The following is a 26,266-nucleotide window of genomic DNA, read 5'->3' as shown; positions in this document are numbered from 1 at the left end:
GCGGGGTGGCGGGGCCTGTGCCCCGCCCGGAAGAGGGTTCAGGCAGCCTTCTTCCACGGAGCCTTGGCAAGGCCCCAGACCGGCGAATTGATGGCCATGTCCATGTCACGGGCAAAGATGGCGAAGCCGTCGTAGCCGTGGTACGGGCCGGAGTAGTCCCAGCTGTGCATCTGGCGGAAGGGCACGCCCATCTTCTGGAAGACGTACTTTTCCTTGATGCCGGAACCCACCAGGTCGGGCTGGACCTTCTCGACGAACTTCTCGAACTCGTAGCCAGTGACGTCGTCGTAGATCAGCGTGCCGTCCTTCACGTAGTGGGTGGTGCGCTGGTAGTCGTCGTTGTGGCCGAATTCGTAGCCGGTGCCGACCACTTCCATGCCCAGATCCTCGTAGGCGCCGATCACGTGGCGGGGGCGCAGGCCACCGACGAAGAGCATCACCTTCTTGCCCTGCAGGCGTGACTTGTACTTGGCGATCACCTCATCGACCATGCCGCGGTACTTGGCGATGACCTTCTCGGTGTTGGCCTTGATGGTGTCGTCGAAGTGGCTGGCGATCTCGCGCAGGCTCTTCTCGATCATCGTCGGGCCGAAGAAGTTGTACTCGACCCAGGGGATCCCGTACTTCTCTTCCATGTGCCGGCTGATGTAGTTCATCGAGCGGTAGCAGTGCAGCACGTTGAGCTTGGCCTTGGGGGTGTTCTCCAGCTCGGCGATGGTGCCGTCGCCCGACCACTGGGCGATCACGCGCAGGCCCATCTCCTCGAGCAGGATGCGGCTCGACCAGGCATCGCCGCCGATGTTGTAGTCACCGATGATGGCCACATCGTAGGGGGTGGACTCGAAGGCGTTCTTGTTCGGATCGACCTTGTCGAAGACCCAGTCGCGCACCGCGTCGTTGGCGATGTGGTGGCCGAGGGACTGGCTGACCCCGCGGAAACCTTCGCAACGCACCGGAACGATGGTCTTGCCGACGTATTCCTTGGCCTTCTTCTTCGACACCGCTTCGATGTCGTCGCCGATCAGGCCGATCGGGCACTCGGACTGGACGGTGATGCCCTTGTTCAGGGGGAACAGGACCTCGATCTCGTCGATGATCTTCTCCAGCTTCTTGTCGCCGCCGAAGACGATGTCCTTCTCCTGGAAGTCGGAGGTGAATTGCATCGTCCCGAAGGTGTCGATGCCGGTCTCACCGATGTAGTAGTTGCGACGCGAGGCCCAGGAATACTGGCCGCAGCCGACGGGGCCGTGGGAGATGTGGATCATGTCCTTGATCGGGCCCCACACCACGCCCTTGGAACCGGCGTAGGCACAGCCACGGATGGTCATCACGCCCGGCAGGGACTTGATGTTGGACTTCACGCCGCAATCCGGCTTGCCATCCTCGAAGGTGCCCAGGTGCTTGGCGCGCTTCTTGGCAGTCTTTTCCGGGTAGGCCTTCAGCACTTCTTCGATAAGTGCCTTGTTTTCATCAACGGTCAGGCTCATTTTCATTGCTCCTGTCATCAAATGGAGTGGTCGAGAGTGGAGAGCGGAGAGTCGAGAACAGGTCGTGCCGGCCGGTGCCCGGGGGCACCGGAGGAGAGCCGGCGCGCACTGCCCCGACTCTCGACCCTCGACTCTCGACGCGTCAGGCGGCGAGTTCGGAAGCGGTCTTGCCGATGACGGACTCGTCTTCCTTCTTCATGATCCCGAAGTCCATCAGCAGGTCCTCGAGCTCATCCATGGTGATCGGCGTCGGGATGGTCCCGTTGCCGGCGTTGTTGTGAACCTTCTCGGCCAGGCTGCGGTACTCGCCGGCCTGCTTGGAGTCGGGGGCGTACTCGATGACGGTCATGCGGCGCAGTTCGGCGTGCTGCACGATGTTGTCGCGGGGCACGAAGTGGATCAGCTTGGTGCCCAGCTTGCCGGCCAGGGCTTCAGCGAGTTCCAGTTCCTTGTCGGTCTGGCGCTCGTTGCACACCAGGCCGCCGAGGCGCACACCACCGGAGTTGGCGTACTTCAGAATGCCCTTGGAGATGTTGTTGGCGGCATACATGGCCATCATTTCGCCGGACATGACGATGTAGATTTCCTGCGCCTTGTTCTCGCGGATGGGCATGGCAAAACCGCCGCACACCACGTCGCCGAGCACGTCGTAGGAGACGTAATCGACGCCGTCGTAGGCACCGTTTTCCTCGAGGAAGTTGATCGAGGTGATCACGCCACGGCCGGCACAACCGACGCCGGGTTCCGGGCCACCGGACTCGACGCAACGGATGTCGCGATAACCCACCTTCAGGACGTCCTCGATTTCCAGATCCTCAACCGAGCCGGCTTCGGCAGCCAGGGAGAGCACGGTGTCCTGGGCCTTGGCGTGCAGGATCAGGCGGGTGGAGTCAGCCTTGGGGTCGCAGCCGACGATCAGGATCTTCTGACCCATCTCGGCCAGCGCGGCCAGGGTGTTCTGGGACGTGGTGGACTTGCCGATACCACCTTTGCCGTAAAACGCAATTTGACGAAGTGCAGCCATTTTCAGATCTCCTGAATGAATTGAACGGGTATTGCTTCACTGACGAATTCCGGGTGTTGGGACCCATCTACCTTGCAACCGGAATGCAGCCTCTCGTGTCCGTCTTGCTCTTCGTATTCACACGCTTCGGCGAGCCTTTATCGGTGCGACGAGCATTCAGCAATCGCCGTGCCAACCGCGAAAAAATTCTTCAAGCCATTGAATTAATTAAAACTTTTCATTCCAGAGCGCTTCCGGAAGGCGATTGGGCGCTGTGTGTGGAATACGACAAAGGGCCCAGCGCTGTCAGGAAGGGCACAGATGCGCGGCGCCCTCGGAGGCCGCCCGGACAAATCCGACAAAACCCCACAAGCCATTGAAAAAGAAAGGATTTATTCAAGACAAAAGACGCTGGCGGAGAGGCGGCACAACAATTGCCTAGACAAGGCGAACCTCAGGCCCGGATGAACCGGGTCGCCGCCCACCTGGAGTCATCACCATGAGCAAGCCGGACACTCCCGCCGACGCCCAGCCCGCCTGCCCTGCCCGGGTCGTGGTGGGCTATCTCCGGCGCGATGGCTGGGCCGTACCCGTCTATGGCGAACCCACGCCGGCGGCATCAACGGGCCCGGCCGCGCCGCCCGCCCCGTCGGTGGCCTCCGAGCCCGCCGGCACCAACCCCCACTTCACCCGCCTGGGCGGAGTGGCGGTGATCGAACAGCTGGTCGAACGCTTTTATGCCCTGATGGACAGCCTCCCCGAGGCCGCCACCATCCGCGCCATGCACGGCCCCAACCTGGCCCCGGTCAGGGAGGTGCTGGTGCGCTACCTCACCGAATGGACGGGCGGGCCCCAGGTTTACTCCGCCGAACGCGGCCACCCGCGCCTGCGCCGCAAGCACCTCCCCTTCGCCATCGGCCAGGCCGAGCGCGATGCCTGGATGCGCTGCATGACACAGGCCCTCGACGACGTGGTCGCCGACCCGGAACTCAAGCATCAACTCACCCGTGCGTTCGCCAAGACCGCCGATTTCATCCGCAATGACAAAGGAAGCAGTCATGACCACCACCCTCGCTAATGCCATCCTCGACCTGGACGAAAAGGGCCGCCTGCTCAACCCGGTCTTCAAGGGCGAAACCAAGAAGGCCGGCCGCTACGGCTTCCGCGGCGACGTCGCACTGAAGTTTGCCGAGCAGTTCGCCGACGAAAAGCGCCCGCCCGAAATCGTCACCGACCAGGTCATGATGGTCTGTGACGATGGCAAGACCATCCCCTTCTTCAGCAGCTTCCTGCTGTCCTTCGAATACCTGGCCCTGGTGCATGAAGTCCTCGGCCCCTACTTCGTGCCCACCGGCAAGTACATCGTCTTCTGCGACAACATCGACCTGTCCAAGAAGTACACCGTCAAGCTCGGCGAGATCAGCTACTGCGTGCTGCCCATCGACGAGGCCACCGTGTACAACGAGACCCTCGAACTCCTGTACCTCGAGAAGAACGACCTGAAGAAGTTCGACACCGCCGGCAAGCTCGACGCGGTGGCCAACGGCGCCACCAAGTTCTCCGCCACCTACACCCCGCTGAGCTACGAAGAGGGCCTGAAGATCATGGGCCCGATCCGCGACCTGGGCGCCAACCGCCCGGTCTGAGCCCTTCCGCATCCCATGAACGAGCCGTCGCCCCGCCGCGGGGCGGTGGCCGAGGACTGGGCCGGAGACGGACGGGGCACCGAGCCCGGCCGCTGGTACACGACCAACCTGGTCGGGCTGCCGGTCGGCCTGCTCGGCGCCACCGCCTTCAACGCCCATCCCCAGCCACTCGCCATCGCCGGCGTTCAGGAAACCCACCGCGGCCTGTTCCGGCTCCTCGAAACGGCTGGCGACCTGGCCGCGGCGTCGGCCGTTTTCCGGCATTTCATGGAGATCGTCTTCGGCATCGCCCCGCCCGAACCCGGCACCCGCAGCACACCCCGCGCCCGCCACCGCTCCAGCTACCTGAAGCTGCTGCAAGGCTGGGGGCTGGATTCCAACTCCGCCGCCGGCGCCGTGCTCAAGGGCTGGGCCGAGAGCCGCTTCGGGCTGGTGCCGACCTTTCACAAGGCGCCCCTGGGCCGCTTTCCCTCACCGGCATGGATCGCCTACATCGAGGAAAAGGGCAGCAGCCGCTTCCACAACAACTGCATCCACCAGCAGCTCGACCTGCTCTTCGAATACTGCCAGTGGGCCATCCAGCGCTTCGGGCTGCCCGCCCGGGACTACGTGACCCTGTGGCGGGGCATCAATGACTTCACCGAACAGCGGGTGGTGGCCGGCGACCGGCGCGACCGGGCCTGCATCCTGCGGCTCAACAACGTGGTGTCCTTCTCCACCTCCCGCGAGCGGGCCGACGAGTTCGGCGACTGGATCCTCGAAGCCCGTGTGCCGGTGGTCAAGATCCTGTTCTTCCCCGGCCTGCTGCCGGGCGCCCCCCTGGCCGGTGAAGGCGAGGTGCTGGTGATCGGCGGCGAATACGAAGTGGTGGCCCGCTATGCTTGACGCCCTCCTCCTGCGCACCCAGCCGCCCCTCCTGCCCACCGGCCTGCGCCCCGGCAGCCTGCGCGACAAGGCCCTCGGCGCCTACCTGGGCCTGGCCATCGGCGACGCCCTGGGCGCCACCACCGAGTTCATGACCCCCCGGGAGATTGCCGCCCAGTACGGCGTGCACCGCCACATGAGCGGCGGCGGCTGGCTCAAGCTGGCCCCCGGCCAGGTCACCGACGACACCACCATGTGCCTGGCCCTGGGCAAGGCCATCCTCGACGCCGACGGCTGGTGCATGAAGGCGGTGGCCGAAGCCTACGTGGCCTGGCTGCGCAGCAAGCCGGTCGATTGCGGCAACACCTGCCGGCGCGGCATCCGCCGCTACATGACCGACGGTTCCTTCGCCGGGCCGGCGGGCGACGGCGATGCCGGCAACGGCGCGGTGATGCGCAACCTGCCGGTGGTCCTGGCCACCCTGCATGACGAGCCCGCCTTCGAGGCCCGCAGCCTGGCCCAGGCCCGCTTCACCCACAACAACCCGCTTTCCGACGCCGCCACCCTGATCTGCGGCCGCCTGCTGCGCCGCCTGCTGCTGGGCGGCCAGCTGGCCGACTGCCGTCGCCTCGCCGACGCCTTCGTGGTGGATCACCCCCAGTTCCGCTTCCAGCCCTACCCCGGGCGGGCCAGTGGCTACGTGGTGGACACCCTGCAGACGGTCTTCCACTTCACCTTCAGCGAAGCCGGCTTCGAAGCGGCCCTGATCGGCGCCGTCAACCGGGGCGACGATGCCGACACCACCGCCGCCCTGGTCGGCATGCTCCACGGCGCCCAGTGCGGTGCCAGCGCCCTGCCCCGCGCCTGGCTGGATCGCCTGGACCGGACCATCGCCGCCGCCATCGTCACCCAGACCGACGCCCTGCTGAACCTGGCCGCCCGCCCACGGCCCTGAACCCCACCCCGGAGGCCTCCCATGACCCACGTCGTCTTCTACGAAAAACCCGGCTGCGGCGGCAACGCCAAGCAGAAAGCCTGGCTCGAATCCGCCGGACACACCCTTGAAGTGCGCAGCCTGCTGGCCTGGCCGTGGACCGCCGACAGCCTGCTGGCCTTCCTCGCCCCGCTACCGGTGGCCGAGTGGTTCAACCGCGCCGCCCCGCGGGTCAAATCAGGCGAAGTGGTGCCCGAACCGCTCGACCGGAACACCGCCCTGGCCCTGCTGCTGGCCGAACCCCTGCTCATCCGCCGCCCCCTGATGGAAGCACGCGGGCAGAGGCTGGTCGGCTTCGAGCCCAGGGCCGTGGCAGCCTGGCTGGACAGCCCCGGCCTGGCGCAACTGGACGGACGGCGCACGGAAGGCTGTGCCGCAACGGATCACCTCACGCCCTGCCCCAGCTTGCGCCCGTCCACCACCACGCCATAAAGGTTCACGCCGTCTTCCGCGTGATAGCGCTTGCGGGTCTCGTCGATATCGCCATTGACCAGCCGCGGGTCCTGGGGGCGCTCGTGGGAATTGATGTAGGCGGCCACGTCCCAGGCCTCCTGGTCGCTCAAGGTCTTGCCCCGTCCCAGGGGCATGTTGTGCTGGATGAAGCCCGCCGCCGTGTTGATCCGGTGCATGCCGGCGCCCCAGTTGTAGGAGTCCTTGCCCCACAGGGGCGGAAAGACCGAGGTCGCCCCCACCTTCCTGCCCTCGCCATCGGCGCCATGGCAGATGGCGCACTGCTTGTCGTACACCACCCTGCCGCGGGCGATGTCATAGCCCCCCCGGGGCAGCGGCGGTTCGTCAAAGCCCCGGCCGGGCATGGCCTTGGCGATCGGCACACCGCTGGACATCCAGTAGGCGTAAGCGGTCAGGGCGGTCAGCACCTCGCTGTCGGGCGCGGGCGCCTTGCCGTTCATGCTGAACTGGAAGCACCCCTGCATGCGCTCCACAAAGGTATTCACCTTGTTGTTCTTTTTGCGATAGGCCGGGTACATGGTGTAGGCCGCCCACAAGGGCGCCGAATTGGCCTTGCGCCCCCGGTCGATATGGCAATTGACGCAGTTCATCTCGTTGCCCACGTACTCCGGCGCCAGGGCCTTGGTGTTCATGAACAGGTCCTGGCCCCGGCGCACCAGATCGCCATAGGCATTGCTGGGCATGTCGGCTTCCGCCGGGGGCTGGAAGTAGGTCTGGCCCAGCGCCCGGGTGGGAGCCTTGGGCAGTTGGGTCTGGTCATCCAGCCGGGGGTTGCGGGCGGGCTCGGCAGCCAGGGCCTGGGCGGCGAGCAAAGGCAGGAGCGCGGCACCCAGCCAGCGCGGCGTGATCATCATCATGGCGGTTCCTTGGTCGATCGCAGGATGGAGGCAGAGCTCAGCGCAGGCGGTGCTGGCTGGCATCGAAGGACTCGGTGGTCTCGCCCATCCCGGCAAAGTAGGCGGCCACGGCCTTGATCTCCGCCTCCGTCAGATCGGCCGCGATGTGCTGCATCAACCCGTTGGGATCGTTGCGCCGGGTCGGCGGGACGGCCGCCACCGGTTTGGTCTTCCGGTTGCCCGGCTGGGCCGGCGTGCCGCGCCAGGCGCGCAGCTGGGCTTCGATGTACTCCGCCGACTGGCCGGCCAGGGGCGGAAAGGCGTCCCCCACCCCCACGCCGGAGGGGCCGTGGCACAGGGTGCATTCGGGGATGTTGCGGTCCCAGGCGCCGCGCAGGGCCAGCCAGGCGCCGGTGCCCTCCCTGGGTCGCTCCAGCGCGCTGGCCTTCACGTTCACCTTGGGCAGGGCCGCGTAGCTTCCGGCCACAGCGGCGGTCTCGGCCTCGGTCAGAGCCTGGGCGATGGGCTGCATCAGGGGGCTTTCACGCCGCCCGGCCCTGAAGTCGGCGAGCTGCTTGGCCAGGTAGGCCTCGGGCAGCCCAGCCAGGCGGGGAAAGCCGCCGGCTGCCATGCCTTTGCCGTCGGCGCCATGGCAGCTCATGCAGGGCATGGCCGCCGGGTTGGCGCCACCTTTCTGGATGATGGCCTCGCCATCGGCTCCAGCGGCTGCCTGCGCCAACATCAGCAGGGATGAGGCCAGGCCGAAGGCCAGGGGTCTCAGGACAGTGGGGGTCATGCACGGCTCCTTGGTCGGGTGAGCGCTGTTGCGTGGGTTGCGCGGGCGGGGTCAGTAGCGGGCATCGCCGGGCTTCTTGTCTTTCGGCCAGTCCTTCACCTTGTCGGGGAAATCGGGGCGCGGCTGGTGGCTGAAATACTCGGCCACATCCAGCGCGTCCTGGTCACCGAGCCCACCCTGCCCGAGGGGGAACTTGCCGTGGAAGCCGATGGGCATGTTGCGCTTCACGAAGGCCGCCGCGGTGTAGGTGCGGGCCATGCCGGCACCGATGTTGAAGGAGGCATCCCCCCACAAGGGCGGGTAGATGTAGCGCCCATCAGCCTGGCGCAGGCCTTCCCCGTCATTGCCGTGGCACACGGCGCACTGGTCGGCATAGATCTTCTTGCCGTTGTCGGCGTTGGGCTGGAGCGTACGGTCGACCTTGCCCACGCCCCGGCCGGGCACCTTGTCCTCAGGCTTGGTCTCCCGCTTCATCCAGTCGAAGTACGCCACCATGGCCTTCATGTCGGCCGACTCCGGCGGCAGCGGCTTGCCATTCATCGAGCGCCGGAAGCAGCCATTGATGCGGTCTTCGAGATTGATCACACGCCCCGCCCGCGGTGCATAGCTGGGGAAGAAGGCCGACACCCCGACAAAGGGCGATCCGTCGGCCACCGTGCCGGCGTTGAGGTGACAGCTGGTGCAGTTGAGGGCATTGCCCACGTGCTGGGGCAGCAGATCGCGGGTTTCCAGGTGCAGGCGCATGCCACGCACCAGTTGCCGGGCATTGGGGCTGCCCAGCATGTCGGCCAGACGGGGGGTTTCGAAAGTACTGGTGTCCACCTTGGGGTCCAGCGCGGCCCGCATCTTGCGCACCTGGGCCGTGCTCACGGCGGTTCCGCTCCCCCAGCTGGCGCGGACAAAACTCAGGATCTCGGCCAGCTCGCTGTCCTTGAGGCGGGCAAAGCCGGGCATGGCGAAGACCCGCGGATGGGCGGCCGTGGGCACCGTCTGACCGCCGGTCAGCACGATGTGGACCAGGGTGGAGGGGTCCTTGGCTGCAACGGTGGGGTTGCCGGCCAGGGGCGGAAACACCTTGGGCACCCCGCTGCCGTCCTGACGGTGGCAATCCACGCAGAACTGCACGTACCCCAGGCCGCCGCGGCTGCTGTAGAGCTGCTCGGGCAGGCCACCGGCCACCACCTTGCGTGGCACGCCGGGGGCCGGCAGTTCGTTCTCGCCCGGCGGCAGGGACTTGAGGTAGGTGGCCATGGCCACCAGATCATCGTCCTTCAGGTGCTGGGTGCTGTGCATGATCACCTCGGCCATATTGCCCGACGCGGCGGCAAAGCGGTTCTGGCCGGTCTTCAGGAACTGGACCGTATCGTCCGCCGTCCATAGGCCGCGCAGACTCAGCGCCCGCCAGTGCTCGACCGTCTCACCGGACAGGAAGTGGCGCCCCTTCGGGCCGGTCTCGCTCATCGCCTTCTCCTGGAAGGCCAGACCCCGTGGCGTGTGGCAGGCACCGCAGTGCCCCAGCCCCTGGACCAGGTAGGCGCCCCGGTTCCACACCGCATCCTTCGTCGCGTCGGCCTTGTAGGGCGTGGCGTCCAGGAAGGCCCAGTTCCACAGGGACAGGCCCCAGCGCATGCTGAACGGCCAATGCATGTCGGAGGGCCGGTTGGCCTGCTTCACCGGGGGCAACCCCTCCATCAGGTAGGCGTAGAGGGCCTTCATGTCCTCCGACGTCATCCTTGCATAGGACGGATAGGGCATGGCGGGATACAGGTTGTGGCCGTCCGCCGCCACACCCTTGCGCATCGCCCGGTCGAACTGCGCCAGGCTGTATTTGCCGATGCCGGTCTCCCGGTCGGGCGTGATGTTGGTGGAATAGAGCTTGCCGAAGGGGGTTTCGAGGGCCCGACCACCCGCCATCGAAACGCCCTTCTCGGCGGTATGGCAGGCCACGCAGTCACCGGCCCGGGCCAGGTAGCGCCCCCGCTCGATCACCGAAGCGTCTGCGGCCAGAGCGGAGCCGGCGGTGAACGCCAGAATGGCCGCGCCCTTGAGGACGAGGCCCGCGAAGAACCGGCCCCCTGGCCGGCCTGAGGTACTGCTGCGCATGAGTTTCTCCCTGCCGCTTGTCTTGCCGGCAAGTCTAGGGAGCCCCCTTCCCGACGCCTATCCGGACATCGGGTTAACGCAATAACCGAAACCGGCTAGTCCAGCCCCCGGGGATCGGCCCGGAGAATCAGGCGGGCCAGATCGGCGGCGCTGCCGGTACCGCTCTTTTCCATGACGCGCTGGCGATGTACATGCACCGTGTTGTCGCTGATCCCCAGGAGACGCGCCACCTCCTTGTTGGCCAGCCCCAGCGCCAGCAGGCGCGCCACCTCCCGTTCCCGCGCCGACAGGCGGGCCAGGATGTCCGCGGCCTCGCCCTGGCGCCGCTGGGCCGCGTGGCGCTCGCGGCTCACCTGCACGGCCCGTTCGACGGCGTCCAGAAACAGTTGGTCCTTGAAGGGCTTCTGCAGAAAATCCAGCGCCCCATCCTTCATGGCCTGAACAGCGAGCTCCACGTCGCCATGCCCGGTCATGAAGATCACCGGAAACAGCGAGCCTGCAGCGAGCAGGCGCCGCTGCAGTTCCAGGCCGCTCACCCGCGGCATGCGGATATCCAGCACGATGCAGCCGCCGCCCGGCGGAAGGGCCGGCGCGGCCTGGAGAAATGCCTCCCCCGAGTCATGCCCCACGGCCTGCCAGCCCACGGATTCCAGCAGGAACAACAGGGAACGGCGGAACGGGGCTTCGTCGTCCACCACGTGGATGAGGGGAAGATCGGTGCTCTCGATCATCGGATGGGTTCTCGTACCACGCTGTTGCCCGCGTCGGCCAGGGGCAGACTGAAACGGACGACCAGCCCCTTCCCCGACGCCGGGGCCGAGGCCGAGAGGTCGCCCCCATGGGCTTCGACAATGGTCTTGCAGATGGACAGCCCCAGGCCCAGGCCATCGGGCTTGGTGGTGAAGAAGGCCTCGAACAGGCGGCCCTGCATCTCGGGTGCCAGCCCCGGGCCGTGATCGCGCACAGCCACAATGCAGCGGTCGCCGGCACGCTCCAGCTCGACCTGGATGGGAGCCCCGCAAGCGGCGGCCTGCTGTGCGTCCCAGGCATTTTTGAACAGGTTGAGCAGCACCTGCTGGATCTGCAGGGGGTCGACCCACACACGGAGGTCATCGCACCGGCCACACACCTGGAGCTCGGGGACACCGGGCAGCATGCCGGCGAAAAGACGCCCCGCGTCCCCCACCAGTACCGCCGGGTCATGGGCCTCACGGACCCGGTTGCGCTTGCGGGCCAGGGCGCGGATGCCCCCCAGGATGCCGGCGGCACGCTCGGATTCGCTGGCAATCTCCTCGGCGGCCTGACGCAGGGCCGCGGGGGCCAGGCTCCCGCTGTCCTGCCGGCGCAGCAGGCTGCGGGCGTAGTTGCCGATGGTGGCCAGGGGCTGATTGAGCTCGTGGGCCAGCGTGCCCGACAGCTCCCCCAGCACCGACAGGCGGGACAGATGATCCATCTGCTGCTGCCCCTCCCGCACCTGCACCTCGAGGCGCTGCCGCGCCGCCATGGCCTGGGTCAGCTCCCGCGTCCGGCGCTGGACCAGATGCTCCACATGCAGCGTGTAGGCCCCCCCGGCGAGCAGGGCAAGGACCAGCCCGCACACCCAGGGCCAGTAGCGCTCCCACAGGGACGGCCAGGCGGTCTCCCGCAGGAAGGCATAGGGGCCGATCTGCAGGGCGCGCAGGAGCTCATGAACCGGGTGATAGTCGGCCGGCACGCTCCAGGACTGGCCGGCCGCATCGGGCGTAAGGGCCAGCAGGGCGACCAGCACATCCCGCGACAGGGCCGGCGGCGTGTCGGGGGCCGCCGCAAAGGCCCAGCCCGGATAGAGGGGCGCCGACGCCTGACACGGAGAGGCCCCGGGGCGGGGCGACAGCACCCGGAGCTGCCCCGGCCGCAGGGCGCCGTCCCGCTCCAGGCGCTCCAGCAGGCAGACCCGCAGGACGCCCGCATCGGCATCGCCGTTGAGCACCGCCTCGACGACCCGGGACATGGGAAAGCCGGTGAAGACAGGCTTGGGCCTGCCCTGCTCCGGGTCCAGCCCCTGCCGGCGCAGCTCGCCCCAGGCCACCTGGTAGCCGCCGAAGGCATCCGGCGATACGGCAGCGAGGCTGCGCCCTTCCAGGTCGGCGAGGGCCTGGATGTCCTGCCGGTCGGCCAGCACCACCACCGCCGACCCCACCACATGTGCGGGGTCGGACGCGTTGTCGGCCACCAGGGTGGCGATCCGGCTGATACCGCTTTCCGCCTCGAGGAAGACGTAGTGCCCGGGGTTGGTGACGACGAAATCCAGCTCTCCGGCCTTCAGCGCCGCAGCCACACCGGCCAGATCGAAATGGCGCAGTACCAGCGCCCGCCCGGGCAACTGGTCGGCCAGCTGATTCATCAGCGTGGACCAGCGCACCTCCGCTTCCTCGAGCCCCTGCCAGGCCAGGACACCGATACGGACCTGGCGGGAGGTTTCGGCGGCCGGGACCAGGAGCGGGCACAGCAACAACAGCAACAGGACGGGAAACGATCGCAGCGAACACCTCATGGGCGAGAGTGTCCGCCGGATCGGGCGGTCGGGACAAGCCTTGAGGCGCCGACCGCCCCGGGCGGGCTCAGACGAAGCTGAGCAGTTCGATGGTGACCGGCTCTTCGCCCATCAGGGTCTGGCAGGCCAGGCGTGACTTGCTGCTGACGCCCACCAGGGTGTCGAGCTTTTCGTTCTCGAGCTTCTGGATGCGCGGCAGGGTCTTGCGGCCTTCCTGGATGAAGATGTGGCAGCTGCCGCACTGGGCCTTGCCGTCACACTTGTGGGGGATGCTCTCGCCGGAGGCCAGGATGGCGCTGAGGAGCGTAGTGCCGGCGATGACGTCGACGGCCTTGCCGGAGGGCTGGATGGTGAGCTGAGCCATGAAACTTCCTTCTTGCTTGCGGATGAAAAAACGGAGGTGGCCCTCAGCCCAGGCGGGCCAGCAGGGCGGGAACGAAGGCCTCCAGCGCCAGGGGGATGCGCTCGATGCCCTGCTCGGCCAGGAAGCGCGCCTCCATGCGGGTCGGCTCGTCGGGGAGCACGGCCCAGTGGCGATCGGACGAGCGCTTCATGATCTGGCGGGCGAAGGCACGGGGCAGCTGGTCGTTGAAACGACAGCCGACGAACAGGAAGTTGCGGCCCGTGCGCAGGCGCTGCACCTCCACCGGGATGGGGGTCTGGATGTCGATCTCGGTGAGCACTTCCACGTAGTCGGTATCCGACACCAGGTAGTTGCCGGCCGGGCCATGGGCACCGATGGGCTTGTAGAGGATGGTCTTCCAGTCCGGGTTGCAGTCGGGCACCGCCGCGCCGGCGGCGTCGTACCAGCCGGTCCAGGTGTCGAAGTGCTCCGACTGGGCCAGGCCCTGGACCTGGCCCCAGCTCCCGGTGGGGGCGTAGGCCGCCAGGGCGGCGGCCGTGGCGTCGTCATACCAGGCATCGACGATCAGCGGAAAACCGAAGCCGGCCAGGCTTTCGTGCAGGGGCGACGGTCTGGGTGCGGCGGCGAAGGCCTCGTTCATCAGGCCGACCAGGGTCTTGCGGTGCTTGAAGTTCTCGATGTACTGGGCCGACTGGGTCAGCCGGCCGCGGATCTTGTGGGGGACGGAGCTCTTCGCGGTGAGCAGGGCCACCAGGGCTTCCGGGGTGGCCGGCACAGCATAGTCGGCGGCCAGGGCCAGCACACGGGGGCCCAGATAGGGCACGACGCTGCCGGCGGCCAGGGCTTCGACCAGGCTGGCGGGGAGCCCGTCAGGCAGGATCTGGGAGGGGGCGGTGTCGGGGGCAACTAGCGTTGTTGTCATGGGGAACCTCGAGTGTCTTACAGATAGATCGCGGCGCCGGCGCCCACGTTGGTGCAGGCGTCCTTGAGCGTCTTGACCAGGAAGCGGACCTCGTCGGGGCCCAGTTGCCCGTAGAAGGGCAGCGCCAGGGAGCGGTCGCCAATGCGTTCGGTGTTCTTCAGGCAGCCGCGCTTGCAGTTGTAGGCCTCACCCAAAGCCTGGTAGGCGAACTGCTGGTGCATGAGGGCGCTGAAGGGGGCGGCCTCGATGAGGTCGGCCTCCAGGTCATCGACGATCTGGGCGCGGGAGCTGGCGCTGAAGCGGGCGCCCAGGTGCACCACGTAGAGCATCCAGTGCACCTCATCCACGTCGGGCCCCAGGTAAGGGGGCTTGATGCCCTCGAAGCTCTGCATCTCGTCCCGGTAGTAGGCCTCGACCTGCTTGCGGCGGGCCAGGATCTCGTCGATGCGCTCGAGCTGGGCCAGGCCCAGGGCGGCGGTGAGATCGCTCATGCCACCCTGCAGGGGCACGCGGCTGCCGATGGACACGGAGGTGCGATCGGACAGGCGGTGGGCCCGCAGGTAGCGCAGCTCGGTGGCCAGGTGGGGATCATCGGTGAGTACCATGCCGCCCTCGCCACAGCACAGGGCGCCGGGCTGGGAGAAATCGAACACCGACAGGTCGCCAAAGCTGCCCACCGGCTTGCCCAGGTAGCGCGAGCCGATGGCCTCGGTGGAGTCCTCCAGCAGCGCCACCCCGCGGGACTCGGCCAGCTGGCGCAGGGCCTTCCAGGCCGCCGGATGGCCGTTGCAGTTGTTGCCGATGATGGCCCTGGTCTTTGGCCCGATGCGCTCGGCAGCGGCCGACGGGGAGATGCAGCCCGACCAGTAGTCGATCTCGGCAAAGTTGGGGGTCGCCCCGGCGAGCAGGATGGCGTGGGCGGTCTGGTGCCAGCCATAGCTGCAGGCCACCACCTCGTCCCCCGGGCCGATGCCCAGGGCCCGCAGGGCCAGCCACATGCCTATGGTGCCGCTGCCGGTGGCCACCCCGTAGGCGCGGCCATGGTGGGCGGCAAATTCGGCCTCGAACTCCTCCACCAGGGGGCCGGCGGACAAGCGGGAGCTGCGCAGGGCCCGGATCACCCGCTCCAGTTCGCGGCCGCTGACGTCCGGGTCGGTCAGCAGGATCCAGTCCTCGTCGTGGTCCACATCCACGGGGGTGACGGCGGCATCCATGATCAGCTCCTGGCCGCCAGCACGAGGCCGGCAGCGGCGGCGGGGTCGGCGGTCATCGACCAGCAATGACCGTCGCAGCCCATGAGGAAGACATTGGCGGATGCGGTTTCGAGGGCCGGGGTTTCCCCCCGCACATCAAGGGCATCCACCACCGTGACACGCATGCCGCGCCAGCGGGTGCGGGCCTCCGCCGCCAGGGCGGCGACGTCGGGCGCGGTGTTGCCGAGGCTGGCCAGGGTGGTGAGATCGTCGGGGGTGAGGGCCATCATTCACCTCCGACCTTGCGCGCCTCGACCGTGATGGGCAGGCGGGTTTCGGCGGCCATCTCGGGCAGGGCCAGGATCCAGCCATTGGCCAGGGTGATGGTGCCGCCCCACAGGGCAGGGTTTTCCTGGGCGACGACGGGCTCTTCCAGATCCTTCTTGGGCACGTAGGCCGACAGGCCCTGGGGGGTGTTGCGCAGCATGACTTTCATGGTGGGGCTCCGGAAGTTGAGTAATGGGGTTCAGGTACGGGTCATGGGGTCATGCACTGGCGGCTTCAGCCAGCAGCGGTGTCAGGGCGGCCTGCAGGGTTTCGATGACGCGGGCGATCTCGGCCGGGGTGGTGTCGGCGGACAGGGAGAAGCGCACGGCCGCACGCGCGGCGGCCACCTCCACGCCCATGGCCAGCAGCACCGGAGAGGGCTCGGTGCCCCCCGAGCTGCAGGCCGAGCCGCTGGATGCGCAGATGCCGGCACGCGCCAGGCGCTGCAGCACGACATCCGCGTCGAGCAGCCCGAAGGCCACGCAGGCGGTGTTGGGCAGGCGTGGCGCACCGGCACCGAACACCCGCACACCCGGCAAGGCTTCGCCCAGGCCCGCCTCGAGGGCGTCGCGCAGGGCAGCCAGGCGCGAGGCGTCGGCGAGGGCAGCTTCCGCATGGCGGGCCGCCACACCAAAGCCGACGATGCCCGGCACGTTCTCGGTGCCGCCCCGGCGCTTGCGCTCCTGGTAGCCGGGGAGCAGGGATTCGAAGGGCGCGCCCTTCTTCACCGCCAGCACGCCCGCGCCCTTGGGCCCGTGCAGCTTGTGGGCCGAGGCGCTGAGAAAGCGCGCGCCCAGGTCCGTGAAATCAATGGGGATGCGCCCCGCCGCCTGGGTGGCATCCACATGCACCGGGGCGCCCGCCGCGCTCGCGAGACGCAGCACCTCGGCCACCGGCTGGATCACTCCGGTCTCGTTGTTGGCCGCCATCACCGACACCAGGGCCGCCCCACCCTCCAGCAGGGCCGGCAGGGCTTCGGTGAGGACCACACCGCGCTCATCCACCGGCAGGCGTTGAACCTCCACGCCCTGCCCGGCCAGCGCCTTGGCCACATGCACAAGCCCGGAATGCTCCACCGCCGACAGCACCACCCGGCGCGGCACCCCGGGCACGGCCAGGGCCGCGTGCAGGGCCATGGCGTTGGCCTCGGTGGCGCTGGCGGTGAACACCAGCTCCGCCGGCTGGGCCCTGAGCAGGCTGGCCACGGCGGCGCGGGCCTCGGTGACCCGGCTGCGCGCCTGCTCGCCCGCCCCATGCTTCGACGAGGGATTGCCCCAGCTCTGGGTCAGCGCCTCGTGCATGGCGGCCACGACAGCGGGCAGCGGGCGGGTGGTGGCGTTGTTGTCGAGGTAGATCATGAGAGGTTGTCCTGTGGGCTGATGGCGCCGATGGACTGCCGTTTCAGAGGAGCACCCCGATGTTTGGCGTGACGTTGGCCGGGTCTCGCCCCGGCGGGCGACCTTCTTTCTTGTTGCACGACAAGAAAGAAGGCAAAGAAGCGTGCCCCGCTGTCGCGCCCCCTGCGGGGGTGCCCTCCCGCCACCGCATCCGATATCAGTAAAGGCACGGTGCCCGCCGGGGCGAGACCCGGCCAACGTAACGCGACAATCGGGAAATCCCCCATCGCGCTAGCGCAACCAAGCAAAACCCGCTTCATCGCCCCCTCCTCATGGCCAGAAAACCCGGTGTGCGTCCTCCACCACCAGCGCCAGCAGCTCCTCGATGCGCGCCGCGCTGGCCTGCCAGATCCAGCGCCCCACCGCGTGGTCACGGGCATACAGGCGCCACACGTCGGGCTCGGGGTGTTCCAGGCGGGCGATGTCGATCACGCCACCATCGGGGTCCACGTTGCGGGAGCAGCACGGGCTGCGGATCAGCCAGCCGTCGTCGCACCAGGCCACCTCCGGCTGCACGTAGCGGTAGCGGCTGCGCCCCTCAAGCTCGCGCAGGATGCGCCGGCGGACGAGTTCGCCGGGCCCGGTGACGCTGGCTTGGCGGATCATCGGGCGGCCTCCGCGGCGGGCGACGCTCAGGCCGCCGCCAGCTCCTCTTCGAGGCAGCCCACCACGCGGCCGGAGCGGCCTTCGGCAGCGCCGAACTCAACGATATAGACGGGGATGTTGGCCTCCTCATGGTGGCCGATCTGCACCACCTCGCCGGCGGTGCCGGCCGCAACGATGAGCTCGTCCTCGGGCACCTCCGGGTGGCTACCGTCATTGAACAGGTCGGCGGTGGCGGTGACCTGCTGGCCCCACTGGTATTTCGGTTCGCGCGGTTCGAGCATGGCCTTACTCCTTGATGTGGGCGAGCTGCGCCACCTTGTCGCCGCCGAGGGCTTCGGCGACATGGGGCGGCAACTTGTCGAGGGACACGATTTCACGGGCGCGCATGCCGACCTTGTGGCCGGTGGAGACGAACTCGACGGCGTAGATGTAGAACTGCTGCAGGAAGGTGCCCACCGAGGTGACGTAGCCCACGTCCCCCTTGTTCACCAGCACCTCACCCACATCCTTGCCGGGGTAGGTGCCGTCGTTGCGCACCTTGTAGCGGCTCACCACCCGTTCGCCGAAGTCGAACTGGGGGGGGCCTTCAAGCTCGATGACGTCGCTGTCGCGGGAGATGTCACCCATGGCGGGCCTCCGGTTCAAGGGTGTTGAGACGGGCACGGGCCGCGTCGCGGACTTCGGCCTCGGCGTCGAGCAGCAGGCGCCGGGCCAGGGCCGGGTCGGCGTACTGAGCCACTTCCCAGCGCACCTCCCAGGCCGGGTCGCCGGCCATTTCGGGCAGCAGGCCGACCGGCAGGCGATGCACCACCGCCCGCCGCACAGCCACCTCCGGGTCATTGCGCAGGGCCAGCAGGGCCGGCACCTGCAGGCGCGCCGCCACGGCCAGGCGCACCTCCTGGTCGGGGTCGGCCACCATGCGCGGCAGGAGCGGCAGCGGCAGGCGCTGAGCCACCAGCTTGCGCACGAAGTAGTCCGGGTCGTCGGCCATCTCCACCAGCATGTTGGCGTCGAGGCGATGGGCGACCCGGATGCGCACCTCCCGGTCGGGGTCCTTGCGCAGCTCGGCCAGCAATCGCTGGGGCAGGCGCAAGGCCACGTGCAGGCGCACCGTCTCGTCCGGGTCGTGCATCAGCCCGACCAGGCGGAACACGTCGGCCGAGCGGGAGGCCACGGCGCGCACCTCGAAATACGGGTACTCCAGGTAGTCGTTGGCCAGCCCCGGATTCCAGCGGAAGAAACGGTCGATGCGCTTGGCGTAGCGATCGAAGACGCAGGAGAAAGCCGGCTGACACTTGCCGCCGGCCAGCAAGCCCTGATTGACGCAGCGGCCACAGTCCAGATTGCGGCCGAGCCAGTCCACGCTGGGCGGCTCGTTCGGAGTCCAGCTGGCGGCGCCATCCCGGGTGGCCGTGTTCATGGCGCGGCCTCCAGGGGTTCGTCGTAGTCCACGTCGCGCCCGGCCCGGGCCAGCACCGCCCCCAGCACCCGGTGGCCGAGGCTGTCGGTGGGGTCGAGCTGTTCGAGCAGGGCCAGCACGGCGGCGCCCTCCTCCGCCTCGCCGAGGCGCAGGCTGAGGTAGGCGTAGCCCTTCAGGGCAAACAGATAGAAGCGTGGAGCCACTGCGTGGGCGCGCAGTTCGGCCAGGCGGCCGGGGCCCCACTCCACCAGGGGTTGCACCTGGCGCCAGTCAGCCGGCAGGCCGAGCTGGGCGGCCGCCAGGGCGATGGCCTCCAGCGCCACGGCCCGGGCTTCGGGCAGGCGGTTGGCGTAGAAATGAAAACGGTAGTGGGCGATCAGCGGCGCGGGGTGTGCGGGTGCCAGGGCACGGGCCCGCCGCAGCATCTCCAGCGCACCCTCGTCGCCGATGCCGGCGCGGCCGGCCTTGTCGATCAGCGCCTCCACAGCAGGCGTCAGCCCGGCCCCGAGGACGGCGTCCTCGAAGCCGGGGGTGACACCGGGCGATCCGCTGGTCGACATGCTCACTCCCGCCTCAGCTGCGCCGGATGGAGCCGATGTCTACCTTCACCACCCCCGGCGGCGGCGCGCTGGTGCTGCTGGAGGAGCAGCCACAGGCACCGGCGTTGGGGTTGAAGAAGGTCAGACCGCTGGCGGTGGGGGTGTCGGAAAAGTCGATGGTCACGCCATCCAGCATCAGCCGCGATTCGGCCGGCAGGAAGAGCTTGAGATCGCCGACCGCCAGCACCTCGTCACCGGCCAGGGGCGCGCCCTCGACGGTGAACTCGGAGCTGTAGCCCGAGCAGCCGCCCGCACTTACCGTAAGGCGAAAGCCGGCGCCCTCGCCCTGGCCCGCAAAACGCACCATGCGGCGCATGAACTTTTCGGCGGCCGGATTCACAATCACATTGGGCAGCATGATCAGGCCTTCACGATGCAGCCATCGACCGGGCACACCGCCACGCACTGGGGCGTGTCGTAGTGGCCTTCGCACTCGGTGCACTTGGCCGGGTCGATGATGAAGACGCCGCTCTTTTCACGGATGGCGTCGTTGGGGCATTCCGGGTCGCAGGCGGAGCAACCGGAGCAGGTGGAACCGATGATCTTGAGGGCCATGATGGTCTCCTAGCGGTAGTGGGTATGGAACGGGTCGGGTAGTCAGGCCGCCATCACGGCGCCCTGGCGGATGCGGGCGTCGCCGCGCTCCTGGTGGGCAATGGCGCCGCTGGCCACCCGGGTGCAGTAGTCGGCAAACCAGGTCAGGGCGGCCTTCTCGATGAACTCGTGGGCGTACTCCTCGACCGGCTCGATGCCGGCGGCCTTCAGCTCATCGCGGGGGCAGGCGCCGATCTTGGAGACCAGCACGGCGTGGCAGTCGTTGATGGCATTGACGATGGAGGGCAGCTGCTCGTCCTCGCCGTAACCGCCCTGGCAGTACAGATCGACGCGGCGGTGGCCGACGAACAGGGCCTCCTTGCGGCTCACTTCGAAGATCTGGAATTCGGTGGCGTGGCCGAAGTGCTGATTGACCCGGCCCTGGCCTTCGGTGGCCACGGCCACCAGCACCTTGAGGTCTTCCTGGCCGGCGATCAGGCTGGCGTCCAGCGCATCGGCCAGGGCGTCCACCTTGGCCTGGTGCTGGGCCTGGCGCTCGGCCTCGACCTTCTCCTGGTAGGCGCGGCGCTTGTCGATGTCATAGACGATGTCCATCTCCTCGATCTTGTCGAGGGTGAACTCCTCGCTGCGGTCTTCGCCCAGCAGGCCCACCGCGTCGGCGCGGCACTGGCGGCAGTGGCGCATCAGGTTGGCGCCGCCCATGCAGGCGTCCTGCACGGCCTTCAGCTCCTGGGCGCTGGGGCCGCGCTGGCCGGTGAGGCCGAAGTGGGTGCCGTGCTCGGCCTCGCTGATCAGCGGCATGATGTTGTGCAGGAAGGCGCCGCGCTTCTTGACCTCGCGGTTCACTTCGATCAGGTGCTCGTCGTTGATGCCCGGGATCAGCACCGAGTTGATCTTGGTGAGCACGCCGCGGGCGGTGAGCATCTCCAGGCCCTTCATCTGCTGCTCGTGCAGGATGCGCGCGGCCTCGACGCCGGTGACCCGCTGGTGGTTCCAGAAGATCCACGGATAGATCTTGGCGCCGATCTCCGGGTCCACCATGTTGATGGTGATGGTGACGTGGTCGATGTTGTGCTTGCAGATCTCGTCCACCATCTCCGGCAGGGCCAGGCCGTTGGTGGACAGGCACAGCTTGATGTCCGGCGCCTTCTCGGTGAGCTGGCGCATGGTGTCGAAGGTCTTCTTCGGATTGGCCAGGGCGTCGCCGGGGCCAGCGATGCCGAGCACTGTCATCTGCGGGATCTCGCTGGCCACCGCCAGCACCTTCTTCACCGCCTGGTCGGGCGTCAGCTTCTGGCTGACCACGCCGGGGCGGCTCTCGTTGCTGCAGTCGTACTTGCGATTGCAGTAGTTGCACTGGATGTTGCAGGCCGGCGCCACCGCCACGTGCATGCGGGCAAAGTGGTGGTGGGCCTCCTCGGAGTAGCAGGGGTGGTTCTTGACCTTGTCCCAGATCTCGCTGGGCATGTCGTCGGGGCCACCCGACGAACCACAGCTGGACTTGCCGGCACCACCGGAGCTGGAACAGCCCCCGGCGGATTCACTGGCGACGGGCTCGGCCAGTGCGTTGCGATTGGCTTTCAGGTCACCAAGGCTGATATAGGCGCTTTGCATGGGGGCGGCTCCTTGTCTCTGTTCGGGGGGACGTATAGGTCTCGTTTGAGAGACAGATAGCCAGATCCATGCCAGACAAAATTCCTGTTTCAGATCATTAACTTGCCTGGTTTCGTGGAAATTCTCGAATGTCGCGGTCGAGACAATCGGCGGCCGGCCCCGGGGGGCATGTCGGGCTTGCGACAAAGCGGACAGACGCGGAACGGTGGAGGCGGCCACCGCGGTTTACACGGATGCCGCGGGTGACAGGCAGTGGCGCATAATCCGCTGATATCCATCAGCTAATCGGCCCCTGACCGGGTGGACTCCGTGCTCCGCAACCCCTCTCTCAGCCATCGCTTGTGGCTGATCCTGCTGCTGACCCTGGCCCCCCTGGCCGTGCTGGTCGTTCACGACTACCGCGTGGAGCGGGAGAAAGCTGTCGCCGACATCGAACAGCGGGCCCTGACCATGGTGCGCAGCGCGCGCATCGAGGAGGCCGCCGCCCGCCGCCAGGTGAAACAGCTGCTGTCCACCATGGCCCATGCCAACGACCTGAAGGACCTGGACCCCGAGGCCTGCAACGGGCTGGCCGAGCGCCTGCTCCGGTCAGTGAGCGACATCACCATCATCGGAGCCGCCACGGCGGAGGGGTCGGTCTTCTGCAGCTCCCTGCCCCTCACCGCCCCCGTCAACGTCAGTGAACGGAACTGGTTTCGCGCCGCCAGGACGAGCACCGACCTCAATGCCGGGCAGTTCCTCACCGGCAAGATCACCGGCAAGCCCGGGATCACTTTTGGCTATCCCGTCACGGACGCCGATGGACGGTTCCGGGCGGCCGTGTTCGCAGCCACCGACATCACCTGGTTCGACCGCCTGACCGCCAGCTACATCCTGCCGGAGGGATGGGCCTCCGTGCTGTTCTCGGCCAAAGGGGAGATCATCTCGCGCTATCCCGAACCGGAGCGCTGGCGCGGCACAAGCCTCAATCCCGACGACCGCAGCCGGCTGATCGCAGCCCTTGAGGCCGGGGAGCGACGCATCGTGATGCATGGCCTCGATGACGTGGAGCGGCTCTTCATCCTGGCACCGGTGGAACTGGCGGGCGGTGCACTTTTCGTCAGCGTGGGCGCGCCCATCGGACAGGTGCTGCAGGAGATCAACGAGGGCCTGTGGTGGCGGATTGGCCTGCTGGCCTGTACCGCACTGGCGTCCCTGCTCCTCGCCCGCTACGTTCTCCATCACCTGGTGGAGAACTGGATCGTCCGCCTCACCGATGCGTCCCTGAAGGTGAGCTGTGGCGAGCTGGATCTACGCCTCCCCACCGACGGGCTGCCCCCCGAGCTGGCCCGGGTGAATGGGGGATTCAACACCATGGTGGCAGAGCTCCGGCGTCGTGCCGCCCAGGAGGACGCCGACCGGCTGGCGCTGGCCAGCCTCAACCACGACCTGGAATCCCGGATGCACGCCATTGCCCGGAGCGAGAACCGCTACCGGAGCTTCTTCGAGAACAGCAGCTCGGTGATGCTCATCATCGACCCGGCGGACGGAGCCATCATCGACGCCAACCAGGCCGCTGCCCACTACTACGGCTGGACGCAGGACGAGCTGCGGGCCATGAAGATCACCCAGATCAACACCCTCAGCCACGAGCAGATCCACGATGTGATGCTGCGGGCCCGCAGCATCCAGCGGGACCACTTCCTGTTCGACCACCGCCGGGCGGACGGCTCGATCCGTCATGTGGAGTGCTTCAGCGGCCCCATCGACATTGGCGAACGTCAGCTGCTCTATTCCATCGTCCACGACATCACCGAGCGGGTGCAGGCCGAGGCGGAGCTGCGCAAGCTCTCCATGGCCATCGAACAAAGCCCCGAGAGCATCGTCATCACCAATCTGTCCGGCGAGATCGAGTATGTGAATGACGCCTTCCTGCGCTCCACCGGCTACAGCCGGGAAGAAGTCCAGGGGCAGAACCCGCGCATCCTGAAATCCGGCCAGACTCCGTCGCCCCTCTACGCCGAACTGTGGGCAAGCCTTGAGGCCGGCCACATCTGGAAGGGGGAATTCTCCAACCTCCGCAAGGATGGCAGCGAGTTCATCGAGTTCGCCGTGATCAGCCCTGTTTTCGACACCGACGGCCAGGTGACCCACTACGTGGCCGTCAAGGAAGACATCACCGAGAAAAAGCGCCTCGCCCGGGAGCTGGACCAGCACCGTGAGCACCTGGAAGAACTGGTCGCCTCACGCACTGAAGAGCTCGTCCGGGCCAAGGCCCAGGCCGATGCGGCCAGCCGGGCCAAGAGCGCCTTCCTGGCCAACATGAGCCACGAAATCCGCACCCCCATGAACGCCATCCTGGGGCTGTGCCACCTGATGCAGAACAGCCTCCGGCGCGACCCGGGGGATGCCGACTACCTGCACAAGATCGACGCCTCGGCCCGGCACCTGCTGACCATCATCAACGACATCCTCGACCTGTCGAAGATCGAGTCCGGGCGCCTCGAACTGGAAACCGTCAATTTCCCGGTGGCGGCCGTGCTCGACCAGGTCCGCTCCATGATCGCCGAGTCGGCCCGGACCAAGGCCTTGCAGGTGGAGGCATCCTGCGAGGAGGAGCCCCTGTGGGTGCGGGGTGACGTCACCCGGGTGCGTCAGGCCCTTCTCAACCTGGCCAGCAACGCGGTCAAATTCACCCCCTCCGGCGCCGTTCGCCTCCGCGCCCGCATCGTCGACAGGCAGGAGGGCCGGCTGACTGTGCGCTTTGAAGTCAGCGACACGGGCATCGGTCTGAGCAAGGAGGCCCAGGCCAGCCTGTTCGAAAGTTTCGTGCAGGCCGACGTGTCCACCACCCGGCGTTTCGGTGGCACCGGGCTGGGCCTGGCCATCACCCGCCGCCTGGCCCGGCTGATGGGCGGCGAGGCCGGCGTGGACAGCGAAGCCGGCAAGGGCAGCACCTTCTGGTTCACGGCGGTGTTCGTGACGGGCGTCGAGGGCACCATCACCCCCACCGGCCTGCCCGAGGTGGACGAAGCCGCAGCCCGGCTGCGCGCCCGAGGCAACAGCGTGCGCCTGCTGGTGGTGGACGACGACAGCATCAACCGGGAAGTGGCGGTGCACCTCCTCGACGCCGTGGGCCTGCGGGCCGACACCGCGGTGGATGGCCTCGACGCGCTGGACAAGGTACGCGGCGCCCGCTACGACCTGGTGTTGATGGACATGCAGATGCCCCGGCTGGATGGCATCGAAGCCACCCGGCTGATCCGCGAGCACGCCGAGCAGCGCAAGCTGCCGGTCATCGCCATGACCGCCAACGCCTTCTCCGAAGACCGGGCACGCTGCCTGGCTGCAGGCATGGTGGACTTCATCACCAAGCCGGTGGACCCGGCCACCCTCTACACCGCGCTGCTCAAATGGCTGCCGCCACCGCCACCCTCAGCGCCTGGTGGTGTCGCGCAGCAGCCGCTGAAGGGACTGCCCGCGGGACTCGCACCGGATTCAGACGGGGCACTCATTGCCCGACTGCCCCCCCACCCGGAGCTGGACACACACTTCGCCCTGACCAACCTCGGGGGACGCACCTCCCTGTATGTGCGCTTGCTCAAGCAGTTCGTGCATACCCGCGCAGATACGATGATCAGCTTTCGGGCCCATCTCGCCGCGGGTGACAGCGTCTCGGCGCGACTGGTGGTGCACTCCCTCAAGGGCGCCAGCGCCACCCTTGGCATGGTGGCACTCCGCCAGAGCGCGGCAGCCCTGGAAGCAGCCATCATCGACGGTGCGGATGCCGAGACCCTCGAACTTCGCACCACCGCCGTGGAGGGCTGCCTGACGGACATCCTCGCCCGGCTCCAGGCCGCGCTGGCACCTCCCTCAGGCTAGGTGCGCGAGCTCCCGCGCACGAGAAGACAATCGGGCTCAGTCAGGCACAGGCGCACGCGGCCGGATCCCCTCGGACGTAGCCACAAGAATCAGCTCGGCGTTGTTCTGTATGTTGAGTTTCTGCATCAGCCGGGTCTTGTGGGTGGACACCGTCTTGGCGCTGAGGTGAAGCTTGTCGGCAATCTGCACCATCGAGTCGCCGGAAACGATCATCTCCAGCACCTCCCGCTCCCGGGGCGACAGGATGCTCAAGCGCGTGGCCTGCTCGTTCAGGGACGTGAACACCATCTCCTCTGCCAGCTCGGGCATCACGTAGCGTTTGCCGGATGCCACGCGGCGAATGGCTTCGGCCAGGGTGGAGGGTTCGCTGTCCTTCGTCACATAACCATTGGCTCCCGCCCTCAGCGCCCCAATAGCGATCTGAGCCTCCTTGTGCATGCTCAACACCAGGATCGGGAGACCGGGATGGTGCACGCCGATCCGCTCGATCAGGTCGACCCCACTGAGACCCGGCATGGTCATGTCGAGGAGGATCAGATCCACCTCCCGGTCGACCAGGGCGTTCAGCAGCTCTGTACCGTCGGCGGCCTCACCGACCACGTCCATGTCGGGAAAGAGACCGATGATCTGGCGCATTCCCTGGCGGACGACAAAGTGATCGTCAGCCATCAAAAT

The 26,266-nt window shown here is 67.6% G+C and carries 28 protein-coding genes; 6 read left to right on the top strand and 22 right to left on the bottom strand.

The annotated features are described in order from the left end of the window. Window positions 1-38: 38 nt before the first annotated feature. Entirely contained in the window at window positions 39-1,505 is a 1,467-nt protein-coding gene (gene nifD / locus L6Q67_RS08255; protein ID WP_367171633.1) for a nitrogenase molybdenum-iron protein alpha chain, read from the bottom strand. Between the two features lie 124 nt (window positions 1,506-1,629). Next, window positions 1,630-2,511, bottom strand: coding sequence for a nitrogenase iron protein (gene nifH / locus L6Q67_RS08250; protein ID WP_296567952.1), 882 nt, complete (start codon window positions 2,509-2,511; stop codon window positions 1,630-1,632). 478 nt (window positions 2,512-2,989) lie between these two features. Here nifH and L6Q67_RS08245 point away from each other — a divergent pair, with 478 nt between their 5' ends. Genes L6Q67_RS08245 through L6Q67_RS08225 form a run of 5 tightly spaced genes read left to right on the top strand, consistent with a single transcriptional unit; the run spans window position 2,990 to window position 6,426 of the window. Continuing rightward, window positions 2,990-3,568, top strand: coding sequence for a group II truncated hemoglobin (locus tag L6Q67_RS08245; protein WP_296567950.1), 579 nt, complete (start codon window positions 2,990-2,992; stop codon window positions 3,566-3,568). Next, window positions 3,549-4,136, top strand: a complete 588-nt coding sequence (locus L6Q67_RS08240; RefSeq protein ID WP_296567948.1) for a hypothetical protein — start codon at window positions 3,549-3,551, stop codon at window positions 4,134-4,136. Before L6Q67_RS08245 ends, L6Q67_RS08240 begins: the two co-directional genes overlap by 20 nt. Window positions 4,137-4,151: 15 nt before the next feature. Further along, a complete protein-coding gene (locus L6Q67_RS08235; RefSeq protein ID WP_296567946.1) occupies window positions 4,152-5,021 on the top strand; it encodes an NAD(+)--dinitrogen-reductase ADP-D-ribosyltransferase in 870 nt (289 codons plus the stop codon). Then, complete coding sequence (gene draG, locus L6Q67_RS08230) at window positions 5,014-5,955, top strand: ADP-ribosyl-[dinitrogen reductase] hydrolase (protein WP_296567943.1); 942 nt, start codon at window positions 5,014-5,016, stop codon at window positions 5,953-5,955. The genes L6Q67_RS08235 and draG overlap by 8 nt, the downstream gene beginning before the upstream one ends. 21 nt (window positions 5,956-5,976) lie before the next feature. Next, complete coding sequence (locus L6Q67_RS08225) at window positions 5,977-6,426, top strand: ArsC/Spx/MgsR family protein (RefSeq protein ID WP_296567940.1); 450 nt, start codon at window positions 5,977-5,979, stop codon at window positions 6,424-6,426. Here L6Q67_RS08225 and L6Q67_RS08220 read toward each other — a convergent pair. The 19 genes from L6Q67_RS08220 to nifB all read right to left on the bottom strand — a co-directional run bounded on the left by L6Q67_RS08220 (window position 6,378) and on the right by nifB (window position 21,730). Next, window positions 6,378-7,322, bottom strand: coding sequence for a c-type cytochrome (locus tag L6Q67_RS08220; protein WP_296567937.1), 945 nt, complete (start codon window positions 7,320-7,322; stop codon window positions 6,378-6,380). The two genes, L6Q67_RS08225 and L6Q67_RS08220, sit on opposite strands and share 49 nt — an antisense overlap. A gap of 37 nt (window positions 7,323-7,359) precedes the next feature. Next, on the bottom strand, window positions 7,360-8,097 hold the full coding sequence (locus L6Q67_RS08215) for a c-type cytochrome (RefSeq protein ID WP_296567935.1): 738 nt from the start codon (window positions 8,095-8,097) through the stop codon (window positions 7,360-7,362). Between the two features lie 51 nt (window positions 8,098-8,148). Then, on the bottom strand, window positions 8,149-10,200 hold the full coding sequence (locus L6Q67_RS08210; protein WP_296567933.1) for a c-type cytochrome: 2,052 nt from the start codon (window positions 10,198-10,200) through the stop codon (window positions 8,149-8,151). Window positions 10,201-10,295: 95 nt separating this feature from the next. Continuing rightward, a complete protein-coding gene (locus L6Q67_RS08205; RefSeq protein ID WP_296567931.1) occupies window positions 10,296-10,931 on the bottom strand; it encodes a response regulator in 636 nt (211 codons plus the stop codon). Next, entirely contained in the window at window positions 10,928-12,733 is a 1,806-nt protein-coding gene (locus L6Q67_RS08200; RefSeq protein WP_296567928.1) for a sensor histidine kinase, read from the bottom strand. The genes L6Q67_RS08205 and L6Q67_RS08200 overlap by 4 nt, the downstream gene beginning before the upstream one ends. 67 nt (window positions 12,734-12,800) lie before the next feature. Further along, window positions 12,801-13,097 (bottom strand): 2Fe-2S iron-sulfur cluster-binding protein, encoded by a 297-nt coding sequence (locus tag L6Q67_RS08195; protein ID WP_296567926.1) that lies wholly within the window; start codon window positions 13,095-13,097, stop codon window positions 12,801-12,803. 43 nt (window positions 13,098-13,140) lie between these two features. After that, the gene (locus tag L6Q67_RS08190; RefSeq protein WP_296567924.1) at window positions 13,141-14,019 is read right to left on the bottom strand and encodes an SIR2 family protein; all 879 of its coding nucleotides are present in this window, start codon (window positions 14,017-14,019) and stop codon (window positions 13,141-13,143) included. 17 nt (window positions 14,020-14,036) lie between these two features. Continuing rightward, the gene (locus L6Q67_RS08185; protein WP_296567922.1) at window positions 14,037-15,233 is read right to left on the bottom strand and encodes a DegT/DnrJ/EryC1/StrS aminotransferase family protein; all 1,197 of its coding nucleotides are present in this window, start codon (window positions 15,231-15,233) and stop codon (window positions 14,037-14,039) included. A 2-nt stretch (window positions 15,234-15,235) separates the two neighbouring features. Next, a complete protein-coding gene (locus L6Q67_RS08180; protein WP_296567920.1) occupies window positions 15,236-15,502 on the bottom strand; it encodes a hypothetical protein in 267 nt (88 codons plus the stop codon). Next, complete coding sequence (gene nifT, locus L6Q67_RS08175) at window positions 15,499-15,708, bottom strand: putative nitrogen fixation protein NifT (RefSeq protein WP_296567919.1); 210 nt, start codon at window positions 15,706-15,708, stop codon at window positions 15,499-15,501. The genes L6Q67_RS08180 and nifT overlap by 4 nt, the downstream gene beginning before the upstream one ends. A 49-nt stretch (window positions 15,709-15,757) precedes the next feature. Continuing rightward, window positions 15,758-16,897 carry a cysteine desulfurase family protein gene (locus L6Q67_RS08170; RefSeq protein ID WP_296567917.1) on the bottom strand — a complete coding sequence of 380 codons (1,140 nt, stop codon included), beginning with the start codon at window positions 16,895-16,897 and terminating at the stop codon, window positions 15,758-15,760. Between the two features lie 309 nt (window positions 16,898-17,206). Then, window positions 17,207-17,542 carry a hypothetical protein gene (locus L6Q67_RS08165; RefSeq protein WP_296567915.1) on the bottom strand — a complete coding sequence of 112 codons (336 nt, stop codon included), beginning with the start codon at window positions 17,540-17,542 and terminating at the stop codon, window positions 17,207-17,209. A 26-nt stretch (window positions 17,543-17,568) separates the two neighbouring features. Beyond that, on the bottom strand, window positions 17,569-17,823 hold the full coding sequence (locus tag L6Q67_RS08160) for a nitrogen fixation protein NifZ (RefSeq protein ID WP_296567913.1): 255 nt from the start codon (window positions 17,821-17,823) through the stop codon (window positions 17,569-17,571). A gap of 4 nt (window positions 17,824-17,827) precedes the next feature. Then, window positions 17,828-18,169, bottom strand: coding sequence for a nitrogen fixation protein NifZ (locus L6Q67_RS08155; protein ID WP_296401856.1), 342 nt, complete (start codon window positions 18,167-18,169; stop codon window positions 17,828-17,830). Then, window positions 18,162-18,962 (bottom strand): 4Fe4S-binding leucine-rich repeat protein, encoded by an 801-nt coding sequence (locus tag L6Q67_RS08150; protein WP_296567910.1) that lies wholly within the window; start codon window positions 18,960-18,962, stop codon window positions 18,162-18,164. Before L6Q67_RS08150 ends, L6Q67_RS08155 begins: the two co-directional genes overlap by 8 nt. Next, window positions 18,959-19,522: a hypothetical protein gene (locus tag L6Q67_RS08145; RefSeq protein ID WP_296567908.1), complete on the bottom strand. Its 564-nt coding sequence runs from the start codon at window positions 19,520-19,522 to the stop codon at window positions 18,959-18,961. The genes L6Q67_RS08150 and L6Q67_RS08145 overlap by 4 nt, the downstream gene beginning before the upstream one ends. Before the next feature lie 13 nt (window positions 19,523-19,535). Further along, complete coding sequence (locus L6Q67_RS08140) at window positions 19,536-19,919, bottom strand: iron-sulfur cluster assembly accessory protein (RefSeq protein ID WP_296567906.1); 384 nt, start codon at window positions 19,917-19,919, stop codon at window positions 19,536-19,538. Between the two features lie 2 nt (window positions 19,920-19,921). Continuing rightward, window positions 19,922-20,116 (bottom strand): 4Fe-4S dicluster domain-containing protein, encoded by a 195-nt coding sequence (locus L6Q67_RS08135; protein ID WP_296567904.1) that lies wholly within the window; start codon window positions 20,114-20,116, stop codon window positions 19,922-19,924. A gap of 42 nt (window positions 20,117-20,158) precedes the next feature. Next, complete coding sequence (gene nifB, locus L6Q67_RS08130; RefSeq protein ID WP_296567902.1) at window positions 20,159-21,730, bottom strand: nitrogenase cofactor biosynthesis protein NifB; 1,572 nt, start codon at window positions 21,728-21,730, stop codon at window positions 20,159-20,161. 300 nt (window positions 21,731-22,030) lie between these two features. Between nifB and L6Q67_RS08125 the strand changes: the two genes are divergently transcribed. Beyond that, window positions 22,031-25,591: a PAS domain S-box protein gene (locus L6Q67_RS08125; RefSeq protein ID WP_296567900.1), complete on the top strand. Its 3,561-nt coding sequence runs from the start codon at window positions 22,031-22,033 to the stop codon at window positions 25,589-25,591. A 36-nt stretch (window positions 25,592-25,627) separates the two neighbouring features. Here the strand turns inward: L6Q67_RS08125 and L6Q67_RS08120 are convergent, their stop codons facing one another. Beyond that, the gene (locus L6Q67_RS08120; RefSeq protein WP_296567898.1) at window positions 25,628-26,260 is read right to left on the bottom strand and encodes a response regulator transcription factor; all 633 of its coding nucleotides are present in this window, start codon (window positions 26,258-26,260) and stop codon (window positions 25,628-25,630) included. Window positions 26,261-26,266: the final 6 nt, after the last annotated feature.

Source organism: Zoogloea sp. (genome assembly GCF_023150065.1).
Lineage (GTDB): Bacteria > Pseudomonadota > Gammaproteobacteria > Burkholderiales > Rhodocyclaceae > Zoogloea.
The sequence above is the reverse complement of the archived record's forward strand: the minus strand, read 5'-3'. Positions and strand labels throughout refer to the sequence as shown.